The organism is Phaeobacter porticola (assembly GCF_001888185.1).
GTDB lineage: Bacteria > Pseudomonadota > Alphaproteobacteria > Rhodobacterales > Rhodobacteraceae > Phaeobacter > Phaeobacter porticola.
On the sequence record NZ_CP016364.1, the window covers coordinates 2,568,771 to 2,594,191 of the forward strand.

At 55.6% G+C, this 25,421-nt stretch carries 22 protein-coding genes, 1 tRNA gene and 1 pseudogene; 13 read left to right on the forward strand and 11 right to left on the reverse strand.

The genetic code is table 11. The annotated features are described in order from the left end of the window. Positions 1-16: 16 nt before the first annotated feature. Positions 17-1,462 carry a pyruvate kinase gene (gene pyk / locus PhaeoP97_RS12310; protein ID WP_072505304.1) on the reverse strand — a complete coding sequence of 482 codons (1,446 nt, stop codon included), beginning with the start codon at positions 1,460-1,462 and terminating at the stop codon, positions 17-19. A gap of 325 nt (positions 1,463-1,787) precedes the next feature. On the opposite strand from pyk, the gene PhaeoP97_RS12315 reads away from it, so the two are divergent. Next, on the forward strand, positions 1,788-2,105 hold the full coding sequence (locus PhaeoP97_RS12315) for a DUF1244 domain-containing protein (protein WP_072506462.1): 318 nt from the start codon (positions 1,788-1,790) through the stop codon (positions 2,103-2,105). Positions 2,106-2,212: 107 nt separating this feature from the next. Here the strand turns inward: PhaeoP97_RS12315 and PhaeoP97_RS12320 are convergent, their stop codons facing one another. Next, positions 2,213-2,644: a DUF1489 family protein gene (locus tag PhaeoP97_RS12320; protein WP_072505305.1), complete on the reverse strand. Its 432-nt coding sequence runs from the start codon at positions 2,642-2,644 to the stop codon at positions 2,213-2,215. Positions 2,645-2,830: 186 nt separating this feature from the next. Between PhaeoP97_RS12320 and PhaeoP97_RS12325 the strand changes: the two genes are divergently transcribed. After that, entirely contained in the window at positions 2,831-5,125 is a 2,295-nt protein-coding gene (locus tag PhaeoP97_RS12325; RefSeq protein ID WP_072505306.1) for an adenosylcobalamin-dependent ribonucleoside-diphosphate reductase, read from the forward strand. A gap of 487 nt (positions 5,126-5,612) precedes the next feature. Here PhaeoP97_RS12325 and istB (PhaeoP97_RS12330) read toward each other — a convergent pair whose 3' ends face one another. The 3 genes from istB (PhaeoP97_RS12330) to PhaeoP97_RS20515 are packed head-to-tail and all read right to left on the reverse strand — an operon-like array spanning position 5,613 to position 7,840. After that, positions 5,613-6,344, reverse strand: coding sequence for an IS21-like element helper ATPase IstB (gene istB, locus PhaeoP97_RS12330; RefSeq protein ID WP_072503358.1), 732 nt, complete (start codon positions 6,342-6,344; stop codon positions 5,613-5,615). Beyond that, positions 6,341-7,357 (reverse strand): Mu transposase domain-containing protein, encoded by a 1,017-nt coding sequence (locus PhaeoP97_RS12335; protein ID WP_237029020.1) that lies wholly within the window; start codon positions 7,355-7,357, stop codon positions 6,341-6,343. Before PhaeoP97_RS12335 ends, istB (PhaeoP97_RS12330) begins: the two co-directional genes overlap by 4 nt. 39 nt (positions 7,358-7,396) lie before the next feature. Then, complete coding sequence (locus tag PhaeoP97_RS20515; RefSeq protein WP_217525901.1) at positions 7,397-7,840, reverse strand: hypothetical protein; 444 nt, start codon at positions 7,838-7,840, stop codon at positions 7,397-7,399. Between the two features lie 315 nt (positions 7,841-8,155). Between PhaeoP97_RS20515 and PhaeoP97_RS12340 the strand changes: the two genes are divergently transcribed. The 3 genes from PhaeoP97_RS12340 to PhaeoP97_RS12350 all read left to right on the forward strand — a co-directional run bounded on the left by PhaeoP97_RS12340 (position 8,156) and on the right by PhaeoP97_RS12350 (position 13,999). Continuing rightward, positions 8,156-9,823, forward strand: coding sequence for an AAA family ATPase (locus tag PhaeoP97_RS12340; protein WP_072505307.1), 1,668 nt, complete (start codon positions 8,156-8,158; stop codon positions 9,821-9,823). Next, positions 9,810-10,640 (forward strand): hypothetical protein, encoded by an 831-nt coding sequence (locus tag PhaeoP97_RS20325; protein WP_157891256.1) that lies wholly within the window; start codon positions 9,810-9,812, stop codon positions 10,638-10,640. The genes PhaeoP97_RS12340 and PhaeoP97_RS20325 overlap by 14 nt, the downstream gene beginning before the upstream one ends. A gap of 887 nt (positions 10,641-11,527) precedes the next feature. Continuing rightward, positions 11,528-13,999 carry a CHAT domain-containing protein gene (locus PhaeoP97_RS12350; RefSeq protein WP_072505309.1) on the forward strand — a complete coding sequence of 824 codons (2,472 nt, stop codon included), beginning with the start codon at positions 11,528-11,530 and terminating at the stop codon, positions 13,997-13,999. Here PhaeoP97_RS12350 and PhaeoP97_RS12355 read toward each other — a convergent pair. Beyond that, entirely contained in the window at positions 13,996-14,844 is an 849-nt protein-coding gene (locus tag PhaeoP97_RS12355) for a hypothetical protein (protein WP_157891258.1), read from the reverse strand. The genes PhaeoP97_RS12350 and PhaeoP97_RS12355 overlap by 4 nt on opposite strands. Before the next feature lie 115 nt (positions 14,845-14,959). On the opposite strand from PhaeoP97_RS12355, the gene PhaeoP97_RS12360 reads away from it, so the two are divergent. Beyond that, positions 14,960-16,231, forward strand: coding sequence for a hypothetical protein (locus tag PhaeoP97_RS12360; protein ID WP_072505311.1), 1,272 nt, complete (start codon positions 14,960-14,962; stop codon positions 16,229-16,231). Between the two features lie 221 nt (positions 16,232-16,452). Here PhaeoP97_RS12360 and PhaeoP97_RS20520 read toward each other — a convergent pair. Then, positions 16,453-16,557 (reverse strand): annotated as a pseudogene (locus PhaeoP97_RS20520) (ATP-binding protein); the annotation flags it as partial. 258 nt (positions 16,558-16,815) lie between these two features. Here PhaeoP97_RS20520 and PhaeoP97_RS12370 point away from each other — a divergent pair. Continuing rightward, complete coding sequence (locus PhaeoP97_RS12370) at positions 16,816-17,433, forward strand: exonuclease domain-containing protein (RefSeq protein WP_083570377.1); 618 nt, start codon at positions 16,816-16,818, stop codon at positions 17,431-17,433. A gap of 380 nt (positions 17,434-17,813) precedes the next feature. Continuing rightward, positions 17,814-17,984: a hypothetical protein gene (locus PhaeoP97_RS20330; RefSeq protein ID WP_157891259.1), complete on the forward strand. Its 171-nt coding sequence runs from the start codon at positions 17,814-17,816 to the stop codon at positions 17,982-17,984. 319 nt (positions 17,985-18,303) lie between these two features. Here the strand turns inward: PhaeoP97_RS20330 and istB (PhaeoP97_RS12380) are convergent, their stop codons facing one another. The 3 genes from istB (PhaeoP97_RS12380) to PhaeoP97_RS20525 are packed head-to-tail and all read right to left on the reverse strand — an operon-like array spanning position 18,304 to position 20,531. Continuing rightward, complete coding sequence (gene istB / locus PhaeoP97_RS12380; RefSeq protein ID WP_072503358.1) at positions 18,304-19,035, reverse strand: IS21-like element helper ATPase IstB; 732 nt, start codon at positions 19,033-19,035, stop codon at positions 18,304-18,306. After that, entirely contained in the window at positions 19,032-20,048 is a 1,017-nt protein-coding gene (locus PhaeoP97_RS12385; RefSeq protein WP_237029005.1) for a Mu transposase domain-containing protein, read from the reverse strand. Before PhaeoP97_RS12385 ends, istB (PhaeoP97_RS12380) begins: the two co-directional genes overlap by 4 nt. A gap of 39 nt (positions 20,049-20,087) precedes the next feature. Further along, entirely contained in the window at positions 20,088-20,531 is a 444-nt protein-coding gene (locus PhaeoP97_RS20525; protein WP_217525901.1) for a hypothetical protein, read from the reverse strand. A gap of 102 nt (positions 20,532-20,633) precedes the next feature. On the opposite strand from PhaeoP97_RS20525, the gene PhaeoP97_RS12390 reads away from it, so the two are divergent. After that, entirely contained in the window at positions 20,634-20,861 is a 228-nt protein-coding gene (locus PhaeoP97_RS12390; RefSeq protein ID WP_157891260.1) for a hypothetical protein, read from the forward strand. A gap of 124 nt (positions 20,862-20,985) precedes the next feature. Here PhaeoP97_RS12390 and PhaeoP97_RS12395 read toward each other — a convergent pair. Beyond that, positions 20,986-21,075 (reverse strand) — tRNA-Ser (locus tag PhaeoP97_RS12395). Between the two features lie 330 nt (positions 21,076-21,405). On the opposite strand from PhaeoP97_RS12395, the gene PhaeoP97_RS12400 reads away from it, so the two are divergent. Genes PhaeoP97_RS12400 through PhaeoP97_RS12415 form a run of 4 tightly spaced genes read left to right on the forward strand, consistent with a single transcriptional unit; the run spans position 21,406 to position 25,382 of the window. Beyond that, on the forward strand, positions 21,406-22,335 hold the full coding sequence (locus PhaeoP97_RS12400; protein ID WP_072505315.1) for an SPOR domain-containing protein: 930 nt from the start codon (positions 21,406-21,408) through the stop codon (positions 22,333-22,335). 52 nt (positions 22,336-22,387) lie between these two features. Beyond that, the gene (locus PhaeoP97_RS12405) at positions 22,388-23,578 is read left to right on the forward strand and encodes a D-alanyl-D-alanine carboxypeptidase family protein (protein WP_072505316.1); all 1,191 of its coding nucleotides are present in this window, start codon (positions 22,388-22,390) and stop codon (positions 23,576-23,578) included. Continuing rightward, a complete protein-coding gene (gene tmk, locus PhaeoP97_RS12410) occupies positions 23,575-24,264 on the forward strand; it encodes a dTMP kinase (RefSeq protein WP_072505317.1) in 690 nt (229 codons plus the stop codon). Before PhaeoP97_RS12405 ends, tmk begins: the two co-directional genes overlap by 4 nt. Beyond that, entirely contained in the window at positions 24,261-25,382 is a 1,122-nt protein-coding gene (locus PhaeoP97_RS12415; RefSeq protein ID WP_072505318.1) for a DNA polymerase III subunit delta', read from the forward strand. Before tmk ends, PhaeoP97_RS12415 begins: the two co-directional genes overlap by 4 nt. Positions 25,383-25,421: the final 39 nt, after the last annotated feature.

Sequence of the window (25,421 nt, forward strand, 5' to 3'; positions counted from 1 at the left end):
AAGAGACGCGATTAGGTTACTCCGGGTCGGTGCTGTAGATCAAACGTTCATCACAGGGTGCAACACGCAGGATGTTGGTCGTACCCGGAACATTGAAGGGCACACCAGCCGTCACAACGATCTGATCCGTCTCCCCTGCGAAACCACCGGCCCGCGCGGCACGTGCCGCACCGACCACAGCGCCCTTGAACCGTTCCTGATCCGGCGTCACCACACAGTTACAGCCCCAGCTCAGCGCCAAACGACGCGCGGTTCGATGCAGCGGCGTCAGCGCGATAATCGGCACGCCTGGTCGTTCACGTGCGGTTAGCAGCGCGGTTGTGCCACTCTGGGTGTAGCAGCAGATTGCCTTGATTTCGGTTTTCTCTGCAATCTCGCGCGCAGCCGCCACGATAGCATCGGCAACGGTGTCACCCTTGGCCGTTCGAGACGCGGTGATGATCTGACGATAGGTGGGATCCATCTCTACCTCAGTGGCGACATTGTCCATCGTCTGCACCGCTTCGATGGGATACTGGCCAGCTGCAGATTCCGCGCTCAGCATGATCGCGTCAGTGCCTTCATAGATGGCGGTCGCCACATCAGAAACCTCGGCGCGGGTCGGCATCGGGCTTTCGATCATGCTCTCCAGCATCTGTGTCGCCACAATCACCGGTTTGGCCGCAGCACGGCAGCGGCGAACCAAACGCTTTTGGATTGGCGGCACTGCGGACACAGGCAGTTCCACACCCAGATCCCCACGCGCCACCATGATCCCGTCAGAGGCATCCAAAATTTCATCGAAATTGTCGACGGCTGCGGGTTTTTCGATTTTCGACAGCACAGCGGCGCGGCCATCTGCCAGACCGCGTGCTTCGAACACGTCCTTGGCGCGTTGGACAAAAGACAGCGCCAGCCAATCCACGCCAAGAGCGCAGACAAATTCCAGGTCCCCGCGATCCTTTTCGGACAGCGCAGCAAGCGGCAGCACAACATCAGGGACATTCACGCCCTTGCGGTTGGAGATGGTTCCGCCGGTGGTCACAGTACAATTAGCAAAATCATTACCGCACGTCTCAACCTTGAGACGGATCTTGCCATCGTTGACCAACAGATGGGCGCCGGGCTCCAGGGCCTCAAAAATCTCGGGATGCGGCAGGCAGACGCGGTTCAGGTCACCCTCGGCCTTGTCCAAGTCCAGACGGAAGGACGCGCCTTCGACCAGTTCTTCCGACCCCTTGGCAAAAACGCCGACGCGTAGTTTCGGTCCCTGAAGATCGGCAAGGATCGCGATAGAGCTATCAAGATCAGCCTCCACCTTACGGATGATGGCGTGTTTGGACGCGATCTCTTCGTGGCTGCCATGCGACATGTTCAAGCGAAAGACATCGGCACCCGCCTCATGCAGCGCACGAATGGTCTCGTAGGTCTCGGACGCCGGCCCAAGGGTGGCAACAATCTTTACATTGCGCGATCTTCTCATGGGGTCATCCTCTTCATCGTCTGAAACTTTGTTATCGCAAACATTGCTGCGGCGCTTATCGCCTAATTCCCATTTTGCCGCAACTCCCCTAACGCTTCATCATCAAATGGCGACAGCCAGATGACATATACACCATTCTTTCAGCACGGGACTGATCGCCCTGCTCGCTGATTGATCAGTTGCGATCACGCCTCCGATATCCTGCGACCTTTTGTAAACGGAGGTGACCTGGGCCTGCGGCCAAAGTTTATGGCGCGACAGGCTGAGTTGCCCAGCCCCGGTGCAACTGGTAATCACACACGTGTTTTCACAGATGGAGCCCGACATGGATAAGCAGACCCAGATCGAACTCGAAGCAGCCGCCTTTCGTCGGCTACGTCAGCATCTGATGGAAGACCGCACCGACGTTCAGAATATCGACATGATGAACCTAACCGGGTTCTGCCGCAATTGCCTGTCACGCTGGTATCAGGAAGCCGCCAATGAGCGCGGCATCGAGATGGGCAAATCTGAGGCGCGCGAGAGCTTCTACGGCATGACCATGGACGAATGGAAAGCCAAGTACCAGAGCGACGCCTCTACCGAGAAACAGGCCGCATTCAAAACGGCTTTTGAGGAAAACGTCGGCAGGAAACCTGAGTAACCGTAACGGCATAGCTGGCACAGCATCAGCCCCATGAACGCCTCCTACACGGGGCGTTCATTTTGTGTGCATATTGACTGCGAGATCTTAAAGGCCGCGCGACTGCGTTAGATCACACCGATTTCGGCAAGGGCCTGTGAAAGCTCGGGCGGTAGCGGCTTTTCGGCCGCACGTCCCTTTGACAGATCCGGCGGCGTGTCTTCAGGCTTTAGATAGCGCCAGCCCTGAAAAGCTCGCCGAATTGCGATCTGGGTACGATGAATCTCAGGCTCTAGCACGATGGCACAGCGGCGGATACCGTCGCCGCCCATCACCTCGTCAAGACGCAGAATGCGTTGACGACATTGGATTTGTCCTTTGATTACCCAATAGATCGACCCACCATTGACGACCTCTGGCTCGCGCTTGGGCCACATGCGTGTCACATGGCGCGGCAAGCCTTCCGGCAATTGCTTACGATACTCCGTCTGCCAGGCCTCAAGCCCGTCAACGGTTTCCGTTCCAACAGAAAGTTTCACAAGGTTGATATAGTTATCCACAAGATGCCCACAGAGTCGTCCAGATGTTGAACACCATATTGTAGGTCCGACTGGCAGATCGACAAGGTGTTGTGTTACGATAGTGATAATTTTCGTCTTCAACGCGGATTCATCGTTGAGGATATCCGCGCGGCTGGTGTAGTCAGGCCGCCACCTTAGCCACGACCGACCACAGGGATTCGCCATATGACCCGCTTTGCCGCCCCGATTGCCGAACAAATCTGGGATATGAAATATCGCTTTAAACAGGCCGATGGCACCCCCATCGACCAGACTGTTGAAGACAGCTGGCGGCGCATTGCGCGCGATCTGGCGCGGGCCGAAACAGACCCCAAAACCTGGGAAGACAAATTCTACAGCGCGCTGGAGGATTTTCAGTATCTGCCCGCAGGTCGCATCACCGCAGGTGCTGGTACCGCGCGCCAGGTGACCCTGTTCAACTGCTTTGTCATGGGCACTGTGCCCGACAGCATGGCGGGCATCTTTGACATGCTGAAAGAGGCCGCGCTGACAATGCAGCAGGGCGGCGGCATCGGGTATGATTTCTCTACCATTCGTCCGCGTGGCGCCGATGTGAAAGGCGTCGCTGCAGACGCCTCTGGCCCGCTGTCCTTCATGGACGTGTGGGACGCCATGTGCCGCACCATCATGTCGGCAGGCTCTCGTCGCGGCGCGATGATGGCGACCATGCGCTGCGATCACCCCGACATCGAGGCCTTTATCACCGCGAAATCCGACCCGGCCCGCCTGCGCATGTTCAACATGTCCGTGCTGGTCACCGATCCGTTTATGGAAGCGGTGAAGGCCGATGGATCTTGGGAACTAGTGTTCGATAACAAGGTCTACCAAACCGTGCAGGCGCGGGATCTGTGGAATAAGATCATGCAGGCGACCTATGATTACGCAGAACCCGGCGTGATCTTTATCGACCGCATCAACAAGGCCAACAACCTGTCTTACGTGGAACAGATCGCGGCCACCAACCCCTGCGGCGAACAGCCCCTACCCCCCTATGGCGCCTGCCTTCTCGGCTCCATCAACCTGGCACGTCTGGTCAAGAACCCGTTCGAGAAAGACTCTGAGCTGGACCCACAGGCCCTAAAGGACTTGGTCGCGACCGCGGTTCGGATGATGGACAACGTTGTGGACGTGTCAAAATTCCCGCTGGAGGCTCAGGCTCAAGAAGCCCAGAATAAGCGCCGTATTGGCCTTGGCGTGACCGGCCTTGCCGATGCGCTCTTGATGCTTGGTCTGCGCTACGGCTCGGACGAAGCCGCGCGACAGACCGAACACTGGCTGCACGCGATCGCCCGCGCGGCCTATTTGGCCTCGGTGGATCTGGCCAAGGAAAAAGGCGCGTTCCCGGTGTTCGACGCCGAAGCCTATCTGGCATCCGGCACCATGATGGACATGGACGCAGATGTCCGTGACGCAATCCGCGAGCATGGCATCCGCAACGCGCTGCTGACCTCCATCGCACCCACCGGCACCATTTCGCTCTATGCTGGCAATGTGTCCTCAGGCATCGAACCGGTCTTTGCCTACGCCTATACGCGCAAGGTTCTGCAAAAAGACGGATCGCGTACAGAAGAGGAAGTGGTGGATTACGCAGTGCAAATGTGGCGCGACAAGTTTGGCGACAAGGAACTACCCGACTATTTCGTCAACGCCCAGACCCTGCCCCCCTCCGACCACGTAAAGATGCAGGCCGCGGCCCAGAAATGGATCGACTCCTCCATCTCCAAGACCATCAACTGCCCCGAAGACATCTCCTTTGACAGCTTCAAAGACGTCTACATGCAGGCATGGGATCTGGGCTGCAAAGGCTGCACCACCTACCGGCCCAACGACGTGACCGGTTCGGTCCTGACGGTAAGCGAAAGCTCTGACAAGGCCCCCGGTGAAACAGCGGATGCACCACACGAAAGTGATATGGATGAGAACGGGGCAGAAGTGGTCTATATGTCCGAGCCGCTGGATCGTCCACAAAGCCTCGAAGGTCACACCTACAAGCTGAAGTGGCCCGATTCCGAGCACGCGATCTACCTCACCATCAACGACATCATCATCAACGGCCACCGCCGCCCGTTCGAGGTCTTCATCAACTCCAAGAATATGGAGCACTACGCCTGGACGCTGGCCCTGACCCGCATGATCTCAGCCGTGTTCCGTCGCGGTGGCGATGTGTCCTTTGTCGTGGAAGAGCTGAAAGCGGTCTTCGATCCCCGCGGCGGCGCTTGGGTGCAAGGAAAGTACATCCCCTCCATCCTCGCAGCGATCGGCGGCGTGATCGAAACCCATATGATCGCCACCGGGTTCCTGGAGGGCGAAGGCATGGGCCTGAAATCCGATCCCAAGGCCGAGGTGGTCTCCCTCAACGCCCCGCGCAGCAAGCCCTGCCCAAGCTGCGGCCAGTATGATCTGCAAATGATCGAAGGCTGCATGACTTGCCGCAGCTGCGGCCACAGCAAATGCGGGTAATTTCTGGGTAGGAGCTGTTGTTGTCGATGCGGCCATAGTTATGCCAAAACCCCCGATTTTGTTTGCCACGAAGCGGGGTTAGTTTTGCCGTAGGTGCCTAACGCACTGAATCGAAATGGTTTTGGCCGAATGGATAATTTGGCCAAAACAGACCTAAAAAGCGTGAATTGGCAGGGCAAGAGGCAGTGGGCATCGAGTAGATGGCCGTGTCAGTGTACCGTAAACAGCAGTGACTGGGGTAAATGGCTGCAAGTTTTTGTCGCGTAAATGCCTCATATACTCTGACCGCTGCCTTCCCTCCTGATTTCCAGATCTTGCGCGGGCCCTCTTGTGAGGCCGCGAAGATCCGGAAACTCCGGTTGTCAATGAGCGTTCAAAGTTGACCCGGTTTCAGCATTTAAAATTGACCCACCCCATGTGGCGCAAAGCCCCCAGGCGGGCCGCCCTCATATAGCGAGTCCGTCTGGGGGCTTTGCTTTCGGGACGGTTACTTTTCTCTGCGGCTTTTGCTCTGAGCAAAGCGATAGGACGTGTTGCCGGTTTCGATGATTGCGCAATGGTGGGTGACGCGATCCAGCAGCGCGGTGGTCATCTTGGCATCGCCAAAGACCGAGACCCACTCTCCGAACTCCAGGTTGGTGGTGATGATGACGCTGGTTTTCTCGTAGAGCTTGCTGATCAGATGGAACAGCAATGCTCCGCCAGACTTGGGGAACGGGATGTAGCCCAGCTCGTCGATGATGACGCAATCCAGAGCCGAGAGTTGCCGGATGATCTTCCCGGCATTGCCCTCGGCCTGTTCCTTGATCAGGGCGTTGATCAGATCGACGGCGTTGAAGAAGCGTGCCTTCTTGCCGTTGGTGATCAGGGTGGTGCCCAAAGCGATGGCGATATGGGTTTTGCCGGTGCCGGTTCCGCCCACCAGGATGAGGTTGTGCGCCTCTTGGGTGAACTGCCCTGTGCAGAACGGTTCGATCTGGGTCTGGGTGATGGCGGCAGCACCATAATCGAAGGTGGCGAAGTCCTTATGATGGGGGAACTTCGCGATCCTCATTTGATACTGGATAGAGCGCGCCCGCCGCTCTACAGTCTCCGCGTCGATCAGTTGCTTTATCGCTGTGGTCAGACTTGGTGGCTTGCGCGCGGACAGCAAATCATGTGCGCAAGCTGCCATTCCGTGCAACCTCAGGGCGGTCAGTTGGTCGATCAGGGCGTTCATGCGGCAACCTCCTCAGTCGAGCACAGGATCTCATAGCGCTTGCAGTCGGCCTCGGGTCGCAGGGTCAGTTGCGGATAGGCATAGGCTTCGCTGAGCGGCGTGATGACCGGCTCCACCAACTGGTTAATCAGGTTGATGATGGCGGGCAGGCGGAGGGTGTTTTGTGCCACGGCCAGTTCACAAGCCATCTCGACAACCTCGATCCCGTGATCCTGGACGAGCAGAAGCAGATCAACGAACTCCCGATCCCCGCCCTTGTCTGCCATGTAATGTTCCCTGATCTGGTGCATGGCCTCAGGCAGTTGCCAGTCCACGAAGGGTGCGCCATTGCGTAGGGCGCCGGGCTTGCGATCCAGCAGAGGAACATAGTGCCAGGGTTCAAAGTAGCTGACGTTGCGGGTGAAGCGGCGCTTATGCTCGGCGATGATATCCTGGCCCGACACCAGCATAATCCGGCCCGCATAAGCGCGCAGCGACACATGTTGACCGGCAAAGTGGGACGGGACGCTGTAGCGGTTGCTGGCATATTGAACCAGGCAAGTGGATCGGACACGAACCGTCTTCTCAACATAGCCGTCAAAAGGCCGACCCAAGGGGCGCAGCTCGGCGCGTTCGTCTTCGAACACCTCGGCAATCGTGCGATCCTGCTGTTCGGGATGGGGACGATTGGCCAGTTCTTCACAGCGCAGGCGCAACCAGTTGTTCAGCGCATCAAGATCTTCAAAGGCAGGCTTGGGCACAAACAACCGGCCGCGCAAAAACTGGACCTGGTTCTCGACCTGCCCCTTCTCCCAACCCGCTGCGGGCGTGCAGGCAACAGGTTCCATCACATAGTGGTTCATCAGAGCCAGGAACCGGGGATGGAATATCCGGTCCTTCGAGCGGGACACATAGGTCACCATGGTCTTGGGGTTATCAATGATCACCCGTCGTGGAACCCCGCCATAGAAAGACAGTGCCTGCACAAAAGCATCCAGAACCATCTCCTGGGCTTCGCCGGGATAGGCGATCACCAAAGGCTTGCGGCTGTGGCACAGGCGGAAATGGGCAACCTAGATCTTTTGTTCAACGCCGCCCAGGACAACCCGTTCTTCGCTCCAGTCAAACTGAAGGGCGTCACCAGCAGCAAAATGCAGGGGGATAAAAGCATCGCCAGAACCGGCGCCAGCCCGCTTCAGATCGCGGACAAATCGCTGAACTGGAGAATAGGACCCGGTGTAGCCTTCCACCACGAGCTGCTCATAAAGCTTCTGGGCCGTTCGCCGCTCCCGACGTGGTCGCTTCTGGTCCTGATCGAACAGTTCCTGAAGCCGGAGATCAAACCCGTTGCACAGTTTGTGCCGAACCGGTGGAGCCTGGCGCTGGTAGCTCGGCGGGCTCTCATCCTTCAAATACTTCTTGATCGTGTTGCGCGATAATCCCGTCGCCCGCGCAACAGACCGGATACTGCGCCCTTCAACCAGCACCCACAGACGGATCTTCGATACACTTTCCATCAATAACACCTGCTCTTTCCTCCGCACTTGAAGCGCGGATGTTAACGAAACAGGTGGGTCAATTTTACTCGCTCATAACCCACCTAAGTGGGTCAATTTCGCATGCCGATTCACACGCTAGCCGCACCAAAACTCTCGCGTACATTGCTGGCGGCCAAATGCCGCTTCAGATTTTCGCGGCTGCTGCGAACTTTTCAGGCTGGTGAGTGTTGAAGCACTAGGTCGCTAGGTCCTATACAGATAGGGGGCGTCTAGGGGGTGAAATTTTAGATTTAGAACAGTACGCTAAGTTAAAAACAATCATGGTTGGCATTGATGGCAAGTTCAGCTTTTTTCTTTACGGGTAAGGATCCAATACGCTTAGCTGAGGCCGAGCTAAAAGAGTACTATCGCTCTAGGCTTGCGGTCATTGAAGTCGCTCCGGATGACAGTTGTAGGGTTCACTTTTGGGTGCCGAAGAGTGCTTTGGGACCCAAATGGTATACCTACGGGCCGGTAAGTATTTGCTTCTTATCAAATCAAACGGGCCAAAGGATTCTTGATGCAGGCGAAGCTATCCATATTATTGATGAAAGCACCAAAAAAACAGCCTTTGTTGACGTAAGCTCAAATGATCTAGGAGTTTCATTCGTCACGATGGGACTTTCGGCCATGGATTATCGTGCGCTGGTTGACCATCTTGGCAGTCACCATGCTTTGGAGGCTTTACTCACAGTTAACGACATCATTTCATTGAAAGAATATCGGCCAAATAACCCAGAAATCAAAAATCACCGCCTTAGGAAGAGAGTGCTAAAGTCCCTGATTAGGCGGACTGAACAATCGTTTCTTTTAGAAAATGGTATCGAAATACTAAAGGAAAACGAGCGTGCGTCGATTGACGCTGCACGCCCCGAGTTTAGGTGTGGATTCCGGTTACGGGACGGTAGGGAATATTCATTCGATTTTAGATTCGGTTTGACTACGGATTTGGGGCAGCGGATTGCAGTTCTAATCGGGGAGAATGGTTCAGGGAAAACTCAAACTTTACGGCATATCGCCAAAATGGCGCTAGGTGCTCTTTCGGACGACTGGCGCGGCAATTTTATACCAAGCAGAATTATTGGTTTTTACTCAGGTCATAGGGTCTCAAAGGTTTTCCCACCGCAGACACTAAAGCGAATGATATCTGGGTATAAGATATACAATATGGCTGACGAGGCCGGGCGGTCGTCAGCCAGCCTAATTGATACTTTATTGGAAATGATTGGTTCGGACGCTAGGGTAGCTGACACAACTCGGTTTGAAATATTACTTGATAGTCTGGACCAAGCTCGAAAGAAACGCCCTATCTCCATTTTCCATGAAATACATGGCCCGATTGATGTGTCGAAAATTCGTCCAGCACACATGGGTGATGGTAACGTTGTTTTCGTCACGCGAACCGATGGTCAAGTCCAAGAAGATATCTCTGATTTTAAGGAATCAATAGATCGTTCGAAGGGCGTGTTCGGTAGGGAACCAGACGATCTAAGTTCCGGTGAAGAAGCCTATATACGGTTTTGCATCTTTTCCTCCGCTTATACCGAAAATGGATCTTTAATTTTGCTGGATGAGCCAGAAGTGTTTTTGCACCCTCAATTTATCGATGCATTGATGGGTTCTCTGCACAGAGTCTTAGAATTGACGGGATCAGTTGCCGTAGTTGCCACCCACTCGGCCTATGTTGTCCGTTGTGTGCAAGAAGAGATGGTTCATATCATTAGGAACGGCGCAGAAAGTGTTGTTGACGGTAGAGTGGGCGTCCAAAAAACAAGGATGAAGACATTCGGAGCCGATGTCGGCTTAATTTCTCTTTTTGTTTTTGGCGAAGACGAAATGGAAACTACCGAAAACCGTGCTCTCAGTCACATTTCAAGAACCGGTCAGGGCGTCTCATCTCTTAAGTCGCTCGTATCAGAAGATTTGATTTCTAAGATTGTAAACAAAAATGAAGAAGATTGATAAGCCGCATGACAGCGGCTCGGCCAGTCTATGTGCAGCCAGTAGAAACAAGAAACTAAGAAAAACGTACCCAAATCTTCTCAGGCTCGGATTGCGTACGGAGCGCCTGGCTCAGCACTACGATGCTGCGGGCGGAGACCCGAACATTGTAAGGTCTAATCGCATTTCTGCTAAAGAGAAACAGGCCGTTCTTGACCTGTATGAATCGCCTCCTAAAGGAATGGGCTACATTGGAGAGCTTCGGGATTCACTGGCTGGGGAAACGTGCCCAATGTGCGGGGGATACAATCCAACCGAACTTGACCACTATTTAACGAAAAAAAAGTACCCAGAGTACGCATGCGTTTCATATAATCTTGTACCAGCTTGCTCCTGCAATCGAATGCGCGGTGAGAGATTATTTGATCAAGTAACTCATGCAAGGGTTCTTCATCCCTACTACGATGATTGCATGGTAGAGCCTTTGATCGATCTAAAATTTAACCCGAACGACACTCCACCGCTTTTTACGATCAACTATACGATTTCAGCCTCCAATCCAAATTACAACAACGTCAAATTTCATGTAGACAACATAGTTCTTAGGACCAACTTCTTAACGCATATTGGAAAGAGATGGGGACGCTTGAAGGCTCAACCCGATGCGATTCTTCCTAAGCATAGGGACTACCGGGCTAGCCGCGACGAATTTCACTCATACTTGATTGAGCTTAGTGATGGGAAATCTGCTGAGACAGGCCCAAATTCTTGGGCAGCGATTTTCTTTCGCTCAATCTCGAGGCGAAGTGTTTCAGACTGGATCTTTGATAACTGCTAGGCCTTTAGATCAATTTTAGGGTGGTAGAGAATATCTGCCTGTGTTGCGAGGAAGAAAACTCTATTGCAACGGGGGCACTGTGTTTAATTTTCAATGGGCTTCGTACGTAGGTTCAATGTATATGCTACAGGCTGGCAGGAACAGGAACCAGCAACGTTCTACACTTGGTGCTTTGTGAAGGTGAATGTTACCGGCTTGCATCCCTGGCTCGGACCTTCGGAACCTTCACCGCGATCGACCCGATCCCGGTCTGCACGACGCGTTCCTGGTGGTATCCTCGGCCTACAACTGCGGCGCGGCCATTGGCTGTGCGTCGGAAGGCAAACTCAGCGAGAAAGGCGTCGCGTTCGGCTTCGACGGCAGTCTGCAGGGAGTCCCGAGCGCTTTTGCGCAAGAGATCTGTCAGCGGCTCTGTGGCCGCGTCTCGACCGGTGAAATCAATGATGGTAGCCTCACTCGTGATAGTGGTGCTCCTTGGGTTGGTGGTTCGTGTCGCAACAACAGACCAACCAGATGCACCGCCGTCATTCAAACCGCCTGAATACCAGATTCACTAATAGCTCACTTCGTTTCAGGGTATTGTTCGAGAATTTCATCCGGGGTGAATTTAACAGCGTGTGGGGGCTTGGGAGAACGAAGAATTGAAGCAACGATCAACGATCAATGAGTTGCGACAAGAGTGGCATCGGATTGGACAAGGCGATGAAGCGTCATTGAAGGTGCTTCACTCGAAGATCGTAGATGTTGCCATAGCGACGAAAGAGCCTCTACCCCATGCTCTCATACATTTGAGAGGACAGACCCAGGCGCGGCTTTATGAGTTTATACCAAGTCTGTCTTCTTTGAGGGATGCCTGTGCCGACCTTCGGCGGGCCTACCAGTATGCAATGGCGACAGATGATCCGCAGGAACAGCAATACCTGCGCGACCTGATTGTCGCCTTGTCTCGATTTGGCGAGCAGACCTCCGATGCCAATCTGTTGCAGGAGGTTGTTGATCTCAGCAGTGCATTTGAACCCTTTGATGCAACTACCGCGACCATCGCCAACGCAAAGGCCGTGGCAAGTCTTTGGCTGGGTTCCGTGTCTGGAGATAGTCAAATTGTGGAACGGGCCTGTCGAGAGTTGCAGGCATTGTTGAAGGACCCAAAGCTTGACGACCAGGCAAGGTCTCAAACTATCCAGAACACCTCCATCTTGTTGCTTGAAAATGCGAGGCATAACCGTTCTGAGCGCGTTTTCAGGGAGTTAGTTGATGTGCTCACACGGCCCAACTCTCACCTTCGGAAATCTCAAGTCACGATCGGCACAGCCAAACTCGAACTTGCGCAACTGACAGGTGACAGAAAAACGCTTGGAGAAGCAATTGAGCATTTCAATTCGGCCCTGTCATCCAGCGCCTTGTCTGCTAAAGACCGATCCCAAATTCTCCACTCACTGGGTCAAACCCATTTTTTGACCGGCAAACTGTCAAAGGAGCCGCAGAGCTTCAAGGATGCGGTCGGCAGTCTTACCGACGCTGTGGAGCTATTGGGTGAAACAACACTGGACGATGCTCGTCTTGCCCGGTTGAAGGCGGACCTCGGAGCATACACTCTTGCGCTCGCTTGGACGATTGGCGACGGGGCCTTGGCGAAGGAAGCCGCCGATCACTATCAGGCCGCCCGAGTGATGATCGGTCTCGAGAAAGCGCCCTATCTGTATGCTAGGGTCAGTCTCGGTCTCTTTGAACTTCATTACCGCATGAAGCACTGGGAACACGCCACAAATGTTGGCTTTGAGATTCTGGATGCTTTTGAGCGAATACAAAGCAATCCGCGTCTGACATCTGGCATCAACGACTTCGGCCCGCGCGCTCTAAGTGGTTTTGGCGACAAGCTCGCAGCCTGCCTGATCCTTTCCGACAGGCCGAGTGAAGCGGCATTCCAACTGGATAAGCTCCGCGGACGCCGCATCGCTCTGTCGAAACTCAGACGCCAATCGACAGGAGACGAAGACCCGGAACTGATCAAACTTCGGACGAAACTAGATTTGGCAATAAAGGACGGAGACGACAGAGAGTGTCGCATTGCTTGGGAGGATTATCTAACCAAGCGCCGCGAGCTCAGATTTGATTTAGTTGATCGAGAACTTCGGGAATTCTTCGAAGCTCCCGCAAATACAGATGATGGAACCTTTGTTCATCTGACCTTTTCGATTTTCGGTTCGCATGCCCTCATACGGCCACTTTCACAATCTGAGTGGATAACAATCCCACTTCCGAAATCCGCACTCCCAACCATCAATAGTCTATTGACCTCCAGCGATGATTCCCTCAGCTGGCAAGCAGCCTATGGCGCTCTGCTTGAGAACCCAGACACACAAGGGGAGCCTTTCGAATGCTGGAACCGTGTTGTTGAACGAGCCAGAGCCGAAATAGGTCATCATGTTCTGGGCCCGATTCATCAGGGTCTGATTGCGAATGGTATCAAACCTGGAGGAAGACTGATTATGAGTGTTCCGGGCGAGTTCGCCAAGCTCCCATTTGCCTCCGCAAAACTTGACGAAGACCTGACGATGGATGGAGCATGGGCGTTTTCCATTGCGCCGTCGCTGGCGACACTTGGGTCTGTGCCTGACAACTACCAACGCGGTTTTGCATGTGTTTCGCCAAATTTGAAAAGAGACACCAATCTCCCAGATTTGCCGTTTGCCGGGCACGAATCCAAAGCTTTGGCGCGTACAAATCCCCAAGCAAGGATAATCGATGGTTCCTCAGCGACCCCAACCGCCGTTCTGGAAGCCTTCAAGTCCCAACAAATTGTCCATCTCGCCTGCCATTCCCGATATGGCGGGCACAACGATACCGGCATCTTTTTGGCGGATGGTGAATTTCTGTCTCTTCGACGAATGGTCGCTGTGGGTCACCAACAACTCCAGACCAGTTTAGTGGTGCTTTCGGCCTGCGAAGCTGGACTTGTCGGATTAACATCGGATCGAGATGAGTATGTTGGGTTGCCGGGGACGTTGCTGGAGCTTGGCGTCACCGGAGTTGTGGCACCGCTTTGGCCTGTTCACGACGATGCAGCCCTCGTCTTTTCAGATCATTTCTATCGATGCTTGTTCGGTCCTACTGGCGCAACAGCGATGTCGCCGGTGCAAGCCCTGTCAGGAGCAAAACAGTTCTTACGTGACGCGACTTGGAAGACGCTCACCGAAGACCATTATTTGGAGGCCTCCATGTATAGTTCATCAGCACCTCGGCTTCGACGTATCGACAAAACCTTGACGCCTGCGGAAAGTGGGGCACCGTCCTCATTGGAGGAGAAACCATTCGCCCATCCGCATCATTGGTCAGGCTGGACACTTTGGGGCCGTTAAACCACTTGATAGGCACATGTAGCGACCAAAACAGAATCTAGTTCCGAAGAAATAAGATCACACAAATCTGTGGTTTGTTTAGCCGAAAGAAGCCCGTCCTCTGGTAGGCTCCCTGTTTTGAGAAGCGCCAAAAGTCGATGATCGAAAGGTTTCCGAGACAAGACAACGTACATATCAAACGTGTTGGCGGGTCCCGAAACCGCATACTCTATGTCAACAGAAGCGACACGTTCTGTCTGTTCAAGGCCCAATTTGATCGGGACTTGATGATCAACACCACTTCCCTCCAGAGCCCCAAATACTTGCCAGTCCCCCGCGCGCCGGTCGAATTCCAATGCCATCAGATAGCCTTTCAACAAGACTTCTTCAGCCAGGTAAGTACAGACAATCTGCATATGTGAACCGATGGAGAGCTGGTTCTCGACGGTTTCCTTTGAAATCCGGCGTAAACCCGGACGATCGGTCGTCGGACGTCTTCTAATTTCTGCTCTGAAGCTATCGCCAGTCAGATTTGCCTCGAGCAAAGCTTTCAGATCTGACCCTTCCAGGCCATCAATCTCGCTTTCCCACACGTTCGCATCCGCCAAAAAGGCTGGTTGTGACAAGCCAACCTGACCTGCTCGGCTTGCCTGAAAAAGTGCTATCGCGAACCGTTCGTTGGATGGCCGTCGCCCATCGAACTTCAAACGAAAATCATCGATTTCCGGTGTTTCAACCGGATCAATTGCTCGCATTTCGACGCACAATTCTCCGGGGGTCATCCGATAAGAAGGACACCGATCCCAAAAGAGTTCCAAACGTGCTTTCCAGTCAATTTTGAGGGTGTTTTTTGCTGGTCTCCCCACTTTTTTGCCTTCCTGTCAGTTTCTGTCAATTCTTGTAAAGCCCTGAAATAAATAAAAAATCCGATCTGTCTTTCCGTCAGGCAATGCTGCTTGGCCTTAACCGGAAAGGCAAATCATGCGTACCAACAATACCGATACCTTTGCTCAAAGTCACGAGCTCCAAGAAAAAGGTAGAGAGCAACTCTTTGGCAAAAAGAAGCTAATTTTGGGAGTTTCAAGAACAGGGGCCAAGTTCACCCCGAAGAACCACAAGGACACCGGAGACCGCGTTTTCGATGCAATCAATTCTGGTGATTTGATCGACGTGGAACGGGAGCGGATCAAGGCCGAACTCAAAGCACTCAAGTCTCTCGATGTAAAATACATCCATGAACACGCCCGTAATCCTGTTACCCACGAGCAGAGCGCTGACACGAGTCTCTATCAAAGCTTCTCAAAGCTCGCGAGATCCGTCGATCCAAGCGCCATGCTGAGCTTCGGCGCAAGCCGAAACGGTACCGAGATTTCAGCAGTGATCAAGGATGGAGGAGAACTTGCCCGAACGCGACACGCAGGGCTTTCCATAGCCGATGGTGGTGCAGAATTTGTGACCTCTCAAGCTGCGATCGAACTCCAGATTGTAACCGATCTTGAGCGCCAGGGATTTGTTCAGATAGACCATGCTTCCGGTGACTGGAAATTGCTCCGTGATTTCAAGGAATACGTTCCAAGCGGTAGTATTGAGGGCGCAAAGCTGGAAGTTCATTCAACGACTGGCGGTGGCAATTACGGTGCATCATCAGCATCGGTCCAAATGGACACTCTCCATTGGAGTATTGCACGACGTCGAGAGTTGGGTTTGCCATTCGAAGTTGAGTGGGTACAACATGGACGCAGCTCGCTTCTGACTTGGTTTCTTATTCATGGCTTGGAAGATGGACTTGGTTCTGTCGGTCGATTGAATATCACAATTCTCTTTGGGTTCTCGCCACGATTGCCATTCCCAAAGCGCTATGCTGATTTCAAACGAGTTGTTGATGCGGCCCGTAGCGTCTCGTTAGCTCGGAACGGTCAAGATCGCGTACGTCTAAAGGTGTCAGTGTCAGTTGGGGCTGCAGTCTTACCACAACACGCCTTGGAGCAGGTCTGCACGATGGATGTTGGCCCAATGAAGGGACAGCTCTTGCAGCCCGTGGATAGGCTTACCGGCTATGCAGCGATGCCTGACAGCGGAGTAGACATCCTAAGGGTTGGTATGGAGGACACTCCCTATATGGTGGACCGCGCGAGAAATGTTGTTCCAACAACGAACAGCCAGCTTGCAGAGCGCGCGCGCGGTTTTCTTGAGACATGTGGGGCAAACGTTGTGACCAATGAGCGGGTGTTGAAAAACTTCAGCCGGATTTGATTAGAAAATTATCGCGACGGGCATACTGGTGCCCGTCGCATATCTGCCGGAAGCCCCTTGGATGATCCGTCGTGATCAAATCCGCTAAAGCGTTTCGGTTTTAACCTGATGCGTCAACGGCGGAGTAAAATCCGGCCACGTGGCGGCGCAAAACCAGACCAGTGGCGGCGCGCCACGCGCCATGGCCCATTGGCCGACGGGGACAATTCCGTGACAGGTGATCAGATGGTGGCGTCTGTCTTGCGAGCGCGGCTTTGACCGAGCCGATAGCTGTCGCCGTTCACCTCGAGGATGTTGACGTGGTGGGTCAACCGGTACAGTAGCGCCTTTCTTTGCGTTTGGAGCTCTTGGTCTTGCAAGGCTAGGGCGCACGGGGCACCATGCTGCGACCACGCCGTATTCCCTGAAGCCGACGTTCGTTTCTCCTGCCGCAGGGGAAAATATGGGCTCTCTTCCTCTGTTCGCTACAATCTGTACCAATGACTGCTATCATGTGCTGCGTGGTCTGGAATAGAAGCCTGGCTGCTTTGCTCAGCTGCTGGTCGGGCTTTGCATCAGTCAGTAAGCGTGTGAAAGTCGTTATCATGGCCAATGCTGCATCTTTGTCTTTACCAACCTGTTTCAATCAGGTCGACCCACTGAGCGACAATCTTAGGTTCATCGCTGTGGACGTCGAGACTGCCGGTTACGATATCGCGAGCATCTGTCAAATCGGCCTCGCTTTTGTTGGGTTTGACTGCTCGATTGTAACTTATAGTGCATACATCGATCCCTGCACGCCATTCGCTGCAGGCAATACCCGATTGCATGGCATTGATGCTGCAACTGTCAAAAACGCCCCCAAATTTGCAGAAGTATTGCCAGACCTGCGTCCGGTTCTAGAAGCATATCCGCTTGTTCAACATAGTCGATACGATGAGAAAGCCTTTGACGCGGCATGCCGATTAGCGGGATTTCAAGTGTTGAAGTCGGTATGGTCAGACAGCGTTGCCATCGCTCGCCAAGCGTGGCCGGAGTTGCGGGGCAATGGTGGGCATGGACTGGCCAATCTCAAAGAGGTGTTAGGGCTTCAATTCAAACACCATGATGCTGGGGAAGATGCACGTGCTGCGGCTGAAGTTACATTGAAGGCTGAAGCATCAATGGGGCAAAAAATTAGGCTACTGAATGCCTCACAGCAGTTGGTCTTTGATTTTCAGTGATGCGAGAGGGCGCCCTCGTGGGCCGTAAGGCCTCAACACAACCATCAGCTCAAACTGAGGGCTCAAAATTCAAGAGAAACCGTACATAGGTTCAATGTACATGCTATGTGTATTTTATGGACACCAAAGAGTAACATTCAAGGGTGGGTCTCGGTTAAGGCTATGATTTGCAAGTCAAAAGTATTTACCAAATGGGCAAACTATGGGTCATTTTACAGTGTGGCGTTTCACGCGACATGACCTAACCGTTTCAATAGGTCATTTTTGGCCGGTGATATAAGAAAACGGCCTCGGATTTCTTCCGGGGCCTTTCTCCTGTCTAGCTGAGTTGACGAATGGCGATAGCGCTGCTGGTACATTGTGGCCACCAAGAAGTGGAGATGAGACAGAAACCCGGAACCAAGCAGAGCCAGGGCGAGAAAGTCGTAAAAGACATTCGTCGCGCGACGCGCAAACAGTACTCTGCGGAACAGAAGGTCACCAGTAAGTCGGGCAAGAAACATCCGTATTATCTCTGTCACGCCAAAGGCTGCCCAAGCTATCGCAGGTAGATCCGTCGTGATGTGCTGGAAGGTGAGTTTGATACTTTGATGCGAAGCCTCAAGTCATCTGAGGGCATGCTTGCAGTGACCACAAAGATGTTCAAGAACGCTTGGGGGCAACGTGCGGGGTAAATGGAGGCTGACAAGCGTTTGATCCGAACGGAGCGCAACCAACTGGCAAAGAAAATCGAAGGCCTATTGTGTCAATGAGCGTTCAAAGTTGACCCGGTTTCAGCATTTAAAATTGACCCACCCCATGTGGCGCAAAGCCCCCAGGCGGGCCGCCCTCATATAGCGAGTCCGTCTGGGGGCTTTGCTTTCGGGACGGTTACTTTTCTCTGCGGCTTTTGCTCTGAGCAAAGCGATAGGACGTGTTGCCGGTTTCGATGATTGCGCAATGGTGGGTGACGCGATCCAGCAGCGCGGTGGTCATCTTGGCATCGCCAAAGACCGAGACCCACTCTCCGAACTCCAGGTTGGTGGTGATGATGACGCTGGTTTTCTCGTAGAGCTTGCTGATCAGATGGAACAGCAATGCTCCGCCAGACTTGGGGAACGGGATGTAGCCCAGCTCGTCGATGATGACGCAATCCAGAGCCGAGAGTTGCCGGATGATCTTCCCGGCATTGCCCTCGGCCTGTTCCTTGATCAGGGCGTTGATCAGATCGACGGCGTTGAAGAAGCGTGCCTTCTTGCCGTTGGTGATCAGGGTGGTGCCCAAAGCGATGGCGATATGGGTTTTGCCGGTGCCGGTTCCGCCCACCAGGATGAGGTTGTGCGCCTCTTGGGTGAACTGCCCTGTGCAGAACGGTTCGATCTGGGTCTGGGTGATGGCGGCAGCACCATAATCGAAGGTGGCGAAGTCCTTATGATGGGGGAACTTCGCGATCCTCATTTGATACTGGATAGAGCGCGCCCGCCGCTCTACAGTCTCCGCGTCGATCAGTTGCTTTATCGCTGTGGTCAGACTTGGTGGCTTGCGCGCGGACAGCAAATCATGTGCGCAAGCTGCCATTCCGTGCAACCTCAGGGCGGTCAGTTGGTCGATCAGGGCGTTCATGCGGCAACCTCCTCAGTCGAGCACAGGATCTCATAGCGCTTGCAGTCGGCCTCGGGTCGCAGGGTCAGTTGCGGATAGGCATAGGCTTCGCTGAGCGGCGTGATGACCGGCTCCACCAACTGGTTAATCAGGTTGATGATGGCGGGCAGGCGGAGGGTGTTTTGTGCCACGGCCAGTTCACAAGCCATCTCGACAACCTCGATCCCGTGATCCTGGACGAGCAGAAGCAGATCAACGAACTCCCGATCCCCGCCCTTGTCTGCCATGTAATGTTCCCTGATCTGGTGCATGGCCTCAGGCAGTTGCCAGTCCACGAAGGGTGCGCCATTGCGTAGGGCGCCGGGCTTGCGATCCAGCAGAGGAACATAGTGCCAGGGTTCAAAGTAGCTGACGTTGCGGGTGAAGCGGCGCTTATGCTCGGCGATGATATCCTGGCCCGACACCAGCATAATCCGGCCCGCATAAGCGCGCAGCGACACATGTTGACCGGCAAAGTGGGACGGGACGCTGTAGCGGTTGCTGGCATATTGAACCAGGCAAGTGGATCGGACACGAACCGTCTTCTCAACATAGCCGTCAAAAGGCCGACCCAAGGGGCGCAGCTCGGCGCGTTCGTCTTCGAACACCTCGGCAATCGTGCGATCCTGCTGTTCGGGATGGGGACGATTGGCCAGTTCTTCACAGCGCAGGCGCAACCAGGTGTTCAGCGCATCAAGATCTTCAAAGGCAGGCTTGGGCACAAACAACCGGCCGCGCAAAAACTGGACCTGGTTCTCGACCTGCCCCTTCTCCCAACCCGCTGCGGGCGTGCAGGCAACAGGTTCCATCACATAGTGGTTCATCAGAGCCAGGAACCGGGGATGGAATATCCGGTCCTTCGAGCGGGACACATAGGTCACCATGGTCTTGGGGTTATCAATGATCACCCGTCGTGGAACCCCGCCATAGAAAGACAGTGCCTGCACAAAAGCATCCAGAACCATCTCCTGGGCTTCGCCGGGATAGGCGATCACCAAAGGCTTGCGGCTGTGGCACAGGCGGAAATGGGCAACCTAGATCTTTTGTTCAACGCCGCCCAGGACAACCCGTTCTTCGCTCCAGTCAAACTGAAGGGCGTCACCAGCAGCAAAATGCAGGGGGATAAAAGCATCGCCAGAACCGGCGCCAGCCCGCTTCAGATCGCGGACAAATCGCTGAACTGGAGAATAGGACCCGGTGTAGCCTTCCACCACGAGCTGCTCATAAAGCTTCTGGGCCGTTCGCCGCTCCCGACGTGGTCGCTTCTGGTCCTGATCGAACAGTTCCTGAAGCCGGAGATCAAACCCGTTGCACAGTTTGTGCCGAACCGGTGGAGCCTGGCGCTGGTAGCTCGGCGGGCTCTCATCCTTCAAATACTTCTTGATCGTGTTGCGCGATAATCCCGTCGCCCGCGCAACAGACCGGATACTGCGCCCTTCAACCAGCACCCACAGACGGATCTTCGATACACTTTCCATCAATAACACCTGCTCTTTCCTCCGCACTTGAAGCGCGGATGTTAACGAAACAGGTGGGTCAATTTTACTCGCTCATAACCCACCTAAGTGGGTCAATTTCGCATGCCGATTCACAGCCTATTGGACCGTGTTGTGGACGCCGACACCCCAACCCTGATCAAAGCCTACGAGAAGCGGATCGAAAAGATGGAGCGTGAGAAGCTGATCTTGGACGAAAAACTGCAAAACAATGGAAAGCCGATGCACACGTTCGACAAAATGTTCGAACACGCCCTACAATTCCTGTCAAACCCTTTGGAACTTTGGAAAAGTAGCAATTTGATTGCCTAAAGAACTGTCCTGAGGTTGGTCTTTGCAGAGCAAATTACCTTTGCGCAAAATGAAGGGCTTCGAACACCAAAAACCACCTTGCCATTCAAGGTGTTAGAGGGAATTTCTTACCAAAAGAAGATAATGGCGGGGAGACAGGGATTCGAACCCTGGGAACGCTCTCACGTTCAACGGTTTTCAAGACCGCCGCATTCGACCACTCTGCCACCTCCCCGGTCGGCGCCGGGTTTAGGCGCTGGTTGCCCGTCTGGCAAGAGGGAATTGCACCCCATTCCGTTTCACAGTGCCCATCGCCTATCCCTGATGCCATGCGCCGCGTGCTGAACGCGACGGGCTGTCACGCGGATCTGCGATATCCGAAAACTTGCCGAGCGGGCGGTGGCAGGGTTTCCTTGCGTTGGCGTGGCGGCTATGCTGCGCCCATCATAAGCGCGCCGGAACAACCGGTACAGAAACAGCTGACGCCGGACCAAACGGCACGGAGCGCAGGACGGCGCGCATAAGAAGGCGCAAAGCGCCGTCAAATACGGGCAAGGAAGCACACATGGTTCACGCTATGTCGACAGGGAAACACCGCGCCAGAGGCCAGCAGTCATCGCGCCGGGGCCTACGGCTTGCGGCGGCGCTGACCGGGCTGATGATCCTCGGCGCCTGCGAAGAGGGCCCTGGATTGGCCTTCCTCAAACCAAAGCCACAGGAAGACGGCGCCGTTACCCCCTCCAGCAGCACCCGCCTGGTCGAACGCGAAGTAGAGGCACCGGAGGTGTTTCAGGTGACCGAAGCAGGCCTGTGGGATGGGCGCCCCTCGCTGGGCGGGGTCTGGGTGGCGCATCCGGATGCCGAAGATCCAGAACAGGTGATCATCCGCAATCAGGCCAATGGCAAATTTGTGATCGGTGCGCTGTTCCGGCGTGAGCGGGAAATTCCCGGTCCCCGGCTGCAGGTGTCCTCCGATGCGTCCGAGGCTCTGGGCATGTTGGCGGGCGCACCGGTTGAACTGAATGTAACCGCGCTGCGCCGCGAAAAAGTCGCCGACCCGGAACAACCTGCGGACGTCATCCTTGAGGAGACCGATGTCGCCCTTGCCGATGGCGGCAATATCGACACGCAGCCCTTGGACCCGATTGCAGGTGCAGCGGCGGCCATTGACGCTGCGGCCCCGACCGCTGTTGCGCCTGCGCAGGCAGCCGCGCCCGCAGTGACCACCACGGCAACCAAGGCAGCGGTAGCCAGCTCCTCGCTGAGCAAACCCTATATCCAGATCGGCATTTTCAGTGTTGAGGCCAATGCCAAACGCACCGCCGATCAGATGCGCAATGCCGGGCTTGTGCCCTCAGTCCTGTCCCAGTCCAGCAACGGCAAACCGTTCTGGCGGGTGCTGGTCGGGCCGGCTCAATCGAAATCCGAACGCAGTCAGCTGCTGAAGAGCGTCAAGGCCGTCGGCTTCTCCGATGCCTATGCGGTCACCAATTGACCTCGCTTGTGCGGCTCTGCCTGACGTGACCAACCGGAAAGACGCTTCTGCCATGACCTTTCTCCCCTCTCCGCTTCGCTCTGCTTTGAAACTGACATGTGCGGCTGGCCTGTTGGTCAGCCTCTCGGCGCTGTCGGCTGTGGCCTTTGATACCCGCGCGCGCGCCGCCTATGTGCTGGATCAGGAGACCGATACGGTGCTGCTGGCCAAGAACGCCGATCTGGCGCTGCCGCCTGCGTCGATGTCGAAGCTGATGACGCTTTATGTGGCGTTTGAGGCGATCCGAGATGGCCGCCTGACGCTGGATGAGCGGTTGCCGGTCAGCGAACACGCCATGAGCTATAAAGGCTCGACCATGTTCCTCAACACCCAGGACCGGGTCCGGGTGGAAGATCTCTTGCGCGGGATTATCGTGCTGTCGGGCAATGACGCCTGCGTGGTGCTGGCCGAAGCGTTGAGCCCGGATGGCACCGAGGCGGGGTTTGCCCGCTACATGACCAAACGAGCGCAGGAAATGGGGATGGAGAACTCCACCTTTGCCAATTCCAACGGCTGGCCCGCCGCCGGACACCGTATGTCGGTGGAGGATCTGGCGATCCTTGCGGAGAAGCTGATCGAGGATTTCCCGCAGTATTACCCGCTGTTTGCCGAGCGGGAGTTTGAATTTGATGGCCGCGCGCCCTCCAATGTGCGCAACCGCAACCCACTGCTGGGTCTGGGCATCGGCGCGGATGGTCTGAAGACCGGTCACACATCCGAGGCGGGCTATGGTCTGGTGGGATCTGCCGCACAGGGTGACCGGCGGGTGATTTTTGTGATCACCGGTTTGGACAGCACCACCGCCCGCGCAGAGGAGGCTGAGGCCCTGGTTAACTGGTCGTTTCGCCAATTTGCCAAAAAAACGGTGGCTAAAGCGGGTGTTCCGGTCGCAGAAGCCGAGGTCTGGCGCGGGGCAGAGGCAACCGTAGGGCTGGTGCCTGCCGAAGATCTGAACGTGTTGTTGCCCGCGCTTGCCGGTCGCGAAATCACCGGTGAGGTGGTCTATACCGGGCCAATTGATGCGCCCATTGAGAAGGGCCAGAAACTGGCCGAACTGGTGCTGCAACCGGATGAGCTGCCGGAGGTGCGCCTGCCGCTGGTGGCGGAAAAGGACATTCCGACCGGCGGCTTTCCAGTGCGGGTGAAAACCGCAGCGCAGGTGCTGGTGAAACGTTTCATCAGCGGGCCTGAGGCCAGCCAGTGACACCGGCCAATACCGGCGCCGCTGCGGACGGCGCAACCCCCTATCCTGGCCTGTTCGTCACCTTTGAGGGCATCGACGGCTCCGGCAAATCGACGCAATGCCGACTGCTGGCCGAATCGCTACAGGCGCAGGGGATTGAGGTTGTCCTGACCCGTGAACCGGGCGGATCAGATGGCGCGGAGGAAATCCGCCGTCTGGTGCTGGAGGGAGACCCCGACCGCTGGTCTGCGGAGACCGAGCTGCTGCTGTTCACCGCCGCGCGGCGCGACCATATGGAACGGCGGATCCTGCCTGCGCTGGCCGCGGGCAAGGTGGTGGTCTGTGATCGCTTTGCCGATAGCACCCGGATGTATCAGGGGCTGTCGCGCGGGGATCTGCGCGCCAGCGTCGATCAGCTGCATCGCCTGATGATTGGCCATGAACCGGACCTGACCATCCTGATCGACATGGACCCGGCCAAGGGGCTGGCGCGGGCCAAGGGCCGTCAGGGCAGCGAAGAGCGGTTCGAGGATTTTGGTCTGGATCTGCAACAGCGGATGCGCGCAGGCTTTCTGGAGCTGGCTGCGGAGTTTTCCGACCGGTTTCGTGTGATCGACGGGGATCGCCAGATGGATAGCGTCGCACGCGATGTGTTAGAGGTTGTCTCCACCGCCCTGCCCGCGTCCGATGGGGGCCTCGGCGCATGAGCAAGGATGACGCCCCTCTGCGCGCAGATCAGACAGCAGGCGCGCCCCATCCGCGCGAGACGCTGCAACTGTTCGGACAAGCGCAGGCAGAGCAGGATTTCCTGACCGCCTTCAACTCGGACCGCCTGCATCACGGCTGGCTGCTGACCGGCCCGCAGGGCGTGGGCAAGGCAACGCTGGCCTGGCGCATTGCGGCGTTTCTGCTGTCGCAACCGCCTGCGGAGGATGCGGGGCTGTTTGGCGCGCCCCCGCCTGCCACCTCGCTTGATATCGGGATGGATCATCCGGTGATGCACCGCATTCAGGCGTTGGCGGAGCCGGGGCTGGCGTCGATTACCCGCAGCATTAACGACAAGGGCAAGCTGCGCGATCAGATCGTGGTTGATGACATTCGCGCGCTGAACAAATTCTTTGGCCTGTCAGCCACCGACGGCGGACGTCGGGTGGTGATTGTTGATGCCGCAGACGAGATGAACACCAGTGCGGCCAATGCGCTGCTGAAGATGCTGGAAGAGCCGCCTGCCCGCACCACCCTGCTGTTGGTGTCACATCAGCCCTCGCGACTGTTGCCGACGATCCGTTCGCGCTGTCGGCTGTTGCGGTTCGCGCCGCTGAGCCCTGAGGATATGCAGGCGGCCCTGACGCAGGCAGGGGCTGAGCTGCCCAAGCAAGCCGATCATCTGGCCGCACTGGCCAATGGCTCTGTCGGGGCGGCGTTGCGGCTGCTGAACCTTGGTGGTTTGCAGGCCTATAGCGATGTGGTGCGGCTGTTGGACAGTATGCCCCGGCTGGATCGACAGCGCGCCATGACGCTGGCGGAACAGGCCGCAGCGCGAGGAGGTGCCGATAAATTTGAGCTGCTGCTCACCCTGATTGATACTGCGCTGGCGCGGCTGGCACGCACCGGGGCCACCGGAATGCCGCCGCAGCCCGAAGCTGCCCCGCAGGAGGCAGCGGTGCTGTCGCGGCTTTCACCGACGCCGCAAAAGGCGCGTGCCTGGGCGGATCTGGCAGCGCAGGTGACAGCCCGGATGCGCCACGGTCAGGCGGTGAACCTTGACCCCGCAGCACTTGTCCTAGATACGGTTTTCAAGATGCAGGACACTGCGGCGCGCTGATCCGGGCCACCGGACCGCTTCGCAGGACGCGACAGAGAG

Excerpts from the sequence above, each read along its gene's own strand:
- pyk (WP_072505304.1), bottom strand. The coding sequence starts at position 1,462 with ATGAGAAGATCGCGCAATGTAAAGATTGTTGCCACCCTTGGGCCGGCG.
- PhaeoP97_RS12315 (WP_072506462.1), top strand. The coding sequence starts at position 1,788 with ATGGATAAGCAGACCCAGATCGAACTCGAAGCAGCCGCCTTTCGTCGG.
- PhaeoP97_RS12325 (WP_072505306.1), top strand. The coding sequence starts at position 2,831 with ATGACCCGCTTTGCCGCCCCGATTGCCGAACAAATCTGGGATATGAAA.
- istB (WP_072503358.1), bottom strand. The coding sequence starts at position 6,344 with ATGAACGCCCTGATCGACCAACTGACCGCCCTGAGGTTGCACGGAATG.
- PhaeoP97_RS20515 (WP_217525901.1), bottom strand. The coding sequence starts at position 7,840 with ATGGAAAGTGTATCGAAGATCCGTCTGTGGGTGCTGGTTGAAGGGCGC.
- PhaeoP97_RS12340 (WP_072505307.1), top strand. The coding sequence starts at position 8,156 with ATGGCAAGTTCAGCTTTTTTCTTTACGGGTAAGGATCCAATACGCTTA.
- PhaeoP97_RS20325 (WP_157891256.1), top strand. The coding sequence starts at position 9,810 with ATGAAGAAGATTGATAAGCCGCATGACAGCGGCTCGGCCAGTCTATGT.
- PhaeoP97_RS12350 (WP_072505309.1), top strand. The coding sequence starts at position 11,528 with ATGGCGACAGATGATCCGCAGGAACAGCAATACCTGCGCGACCTGATT.
- PhaeoP97_RS12360 (WP_072505311.1), top strand. The coding sequence starts at position 14,960 with ATGCGTACCAACAATACCGATACCTTTGCTCAAAGTCACGAGCTCCAA.
- PhaeoP97_RS12370 (WP_083570377.1), top strand. The coding sequence starts at position 16,816 with ATGGCCAATGCTGCATCTTTGTCTTTACCAACCTGTTTCAATCAGGTC.
- PhaeoP97_RS20330 (WP_157891259.1), top strand. The coding sequence starts at position 17,814 with ATGAGACAGAAACCCGGAACCAAGCAGAGCCAGGGCGAGAAAGTCGTA.
- istB (WP_072503358.1), bottom strand. The coding sequence starts at position 19,035 with ATGAACGCCCTGATCGACCAACTGACCGCCCTGAGGTTGCACGGAATG.
- PhaeoP97_RS20525 (WP_217525901.1), bottom strand. The coding sequence starts at position 20,531 with ATGGAAAGTGTATCGAAGATCCGTCTGTGGGTGCTGGTTGAAGGGCGC.
- PhaeoP97_RS12390 (WP_157891260.1), top strand. The coding sequence starts at position 20,634 with ATGCCGATTCACAGCCTATTGGACCGTGTTGTGGACGCCGACACCCCA.
- PhaeoP97_RS12400 (WP_072505315.1), top strand. The coding sequence starts at position 21,406 with ATGGTTCACGCTATGTCGACAGGGAAACACCGCGCCAGAGGCCAGCAG.
- PhaeoP97_RS12405 (WP_072505316.1), top strand. The coding sequence starts at position 22,388 with ATGACCTTTCTCCCCTCTCCGCTTCGCTCTGCTTTGAAACTGACATGT.
- PhaeoP97_RS12415 (WP_072505318.1), top strand. The coding sequence starts at position 24,261 with ATGAGCAAGGATGACGCCCCTCTGCGCGCAGATCAGACAGCAGGCGCG.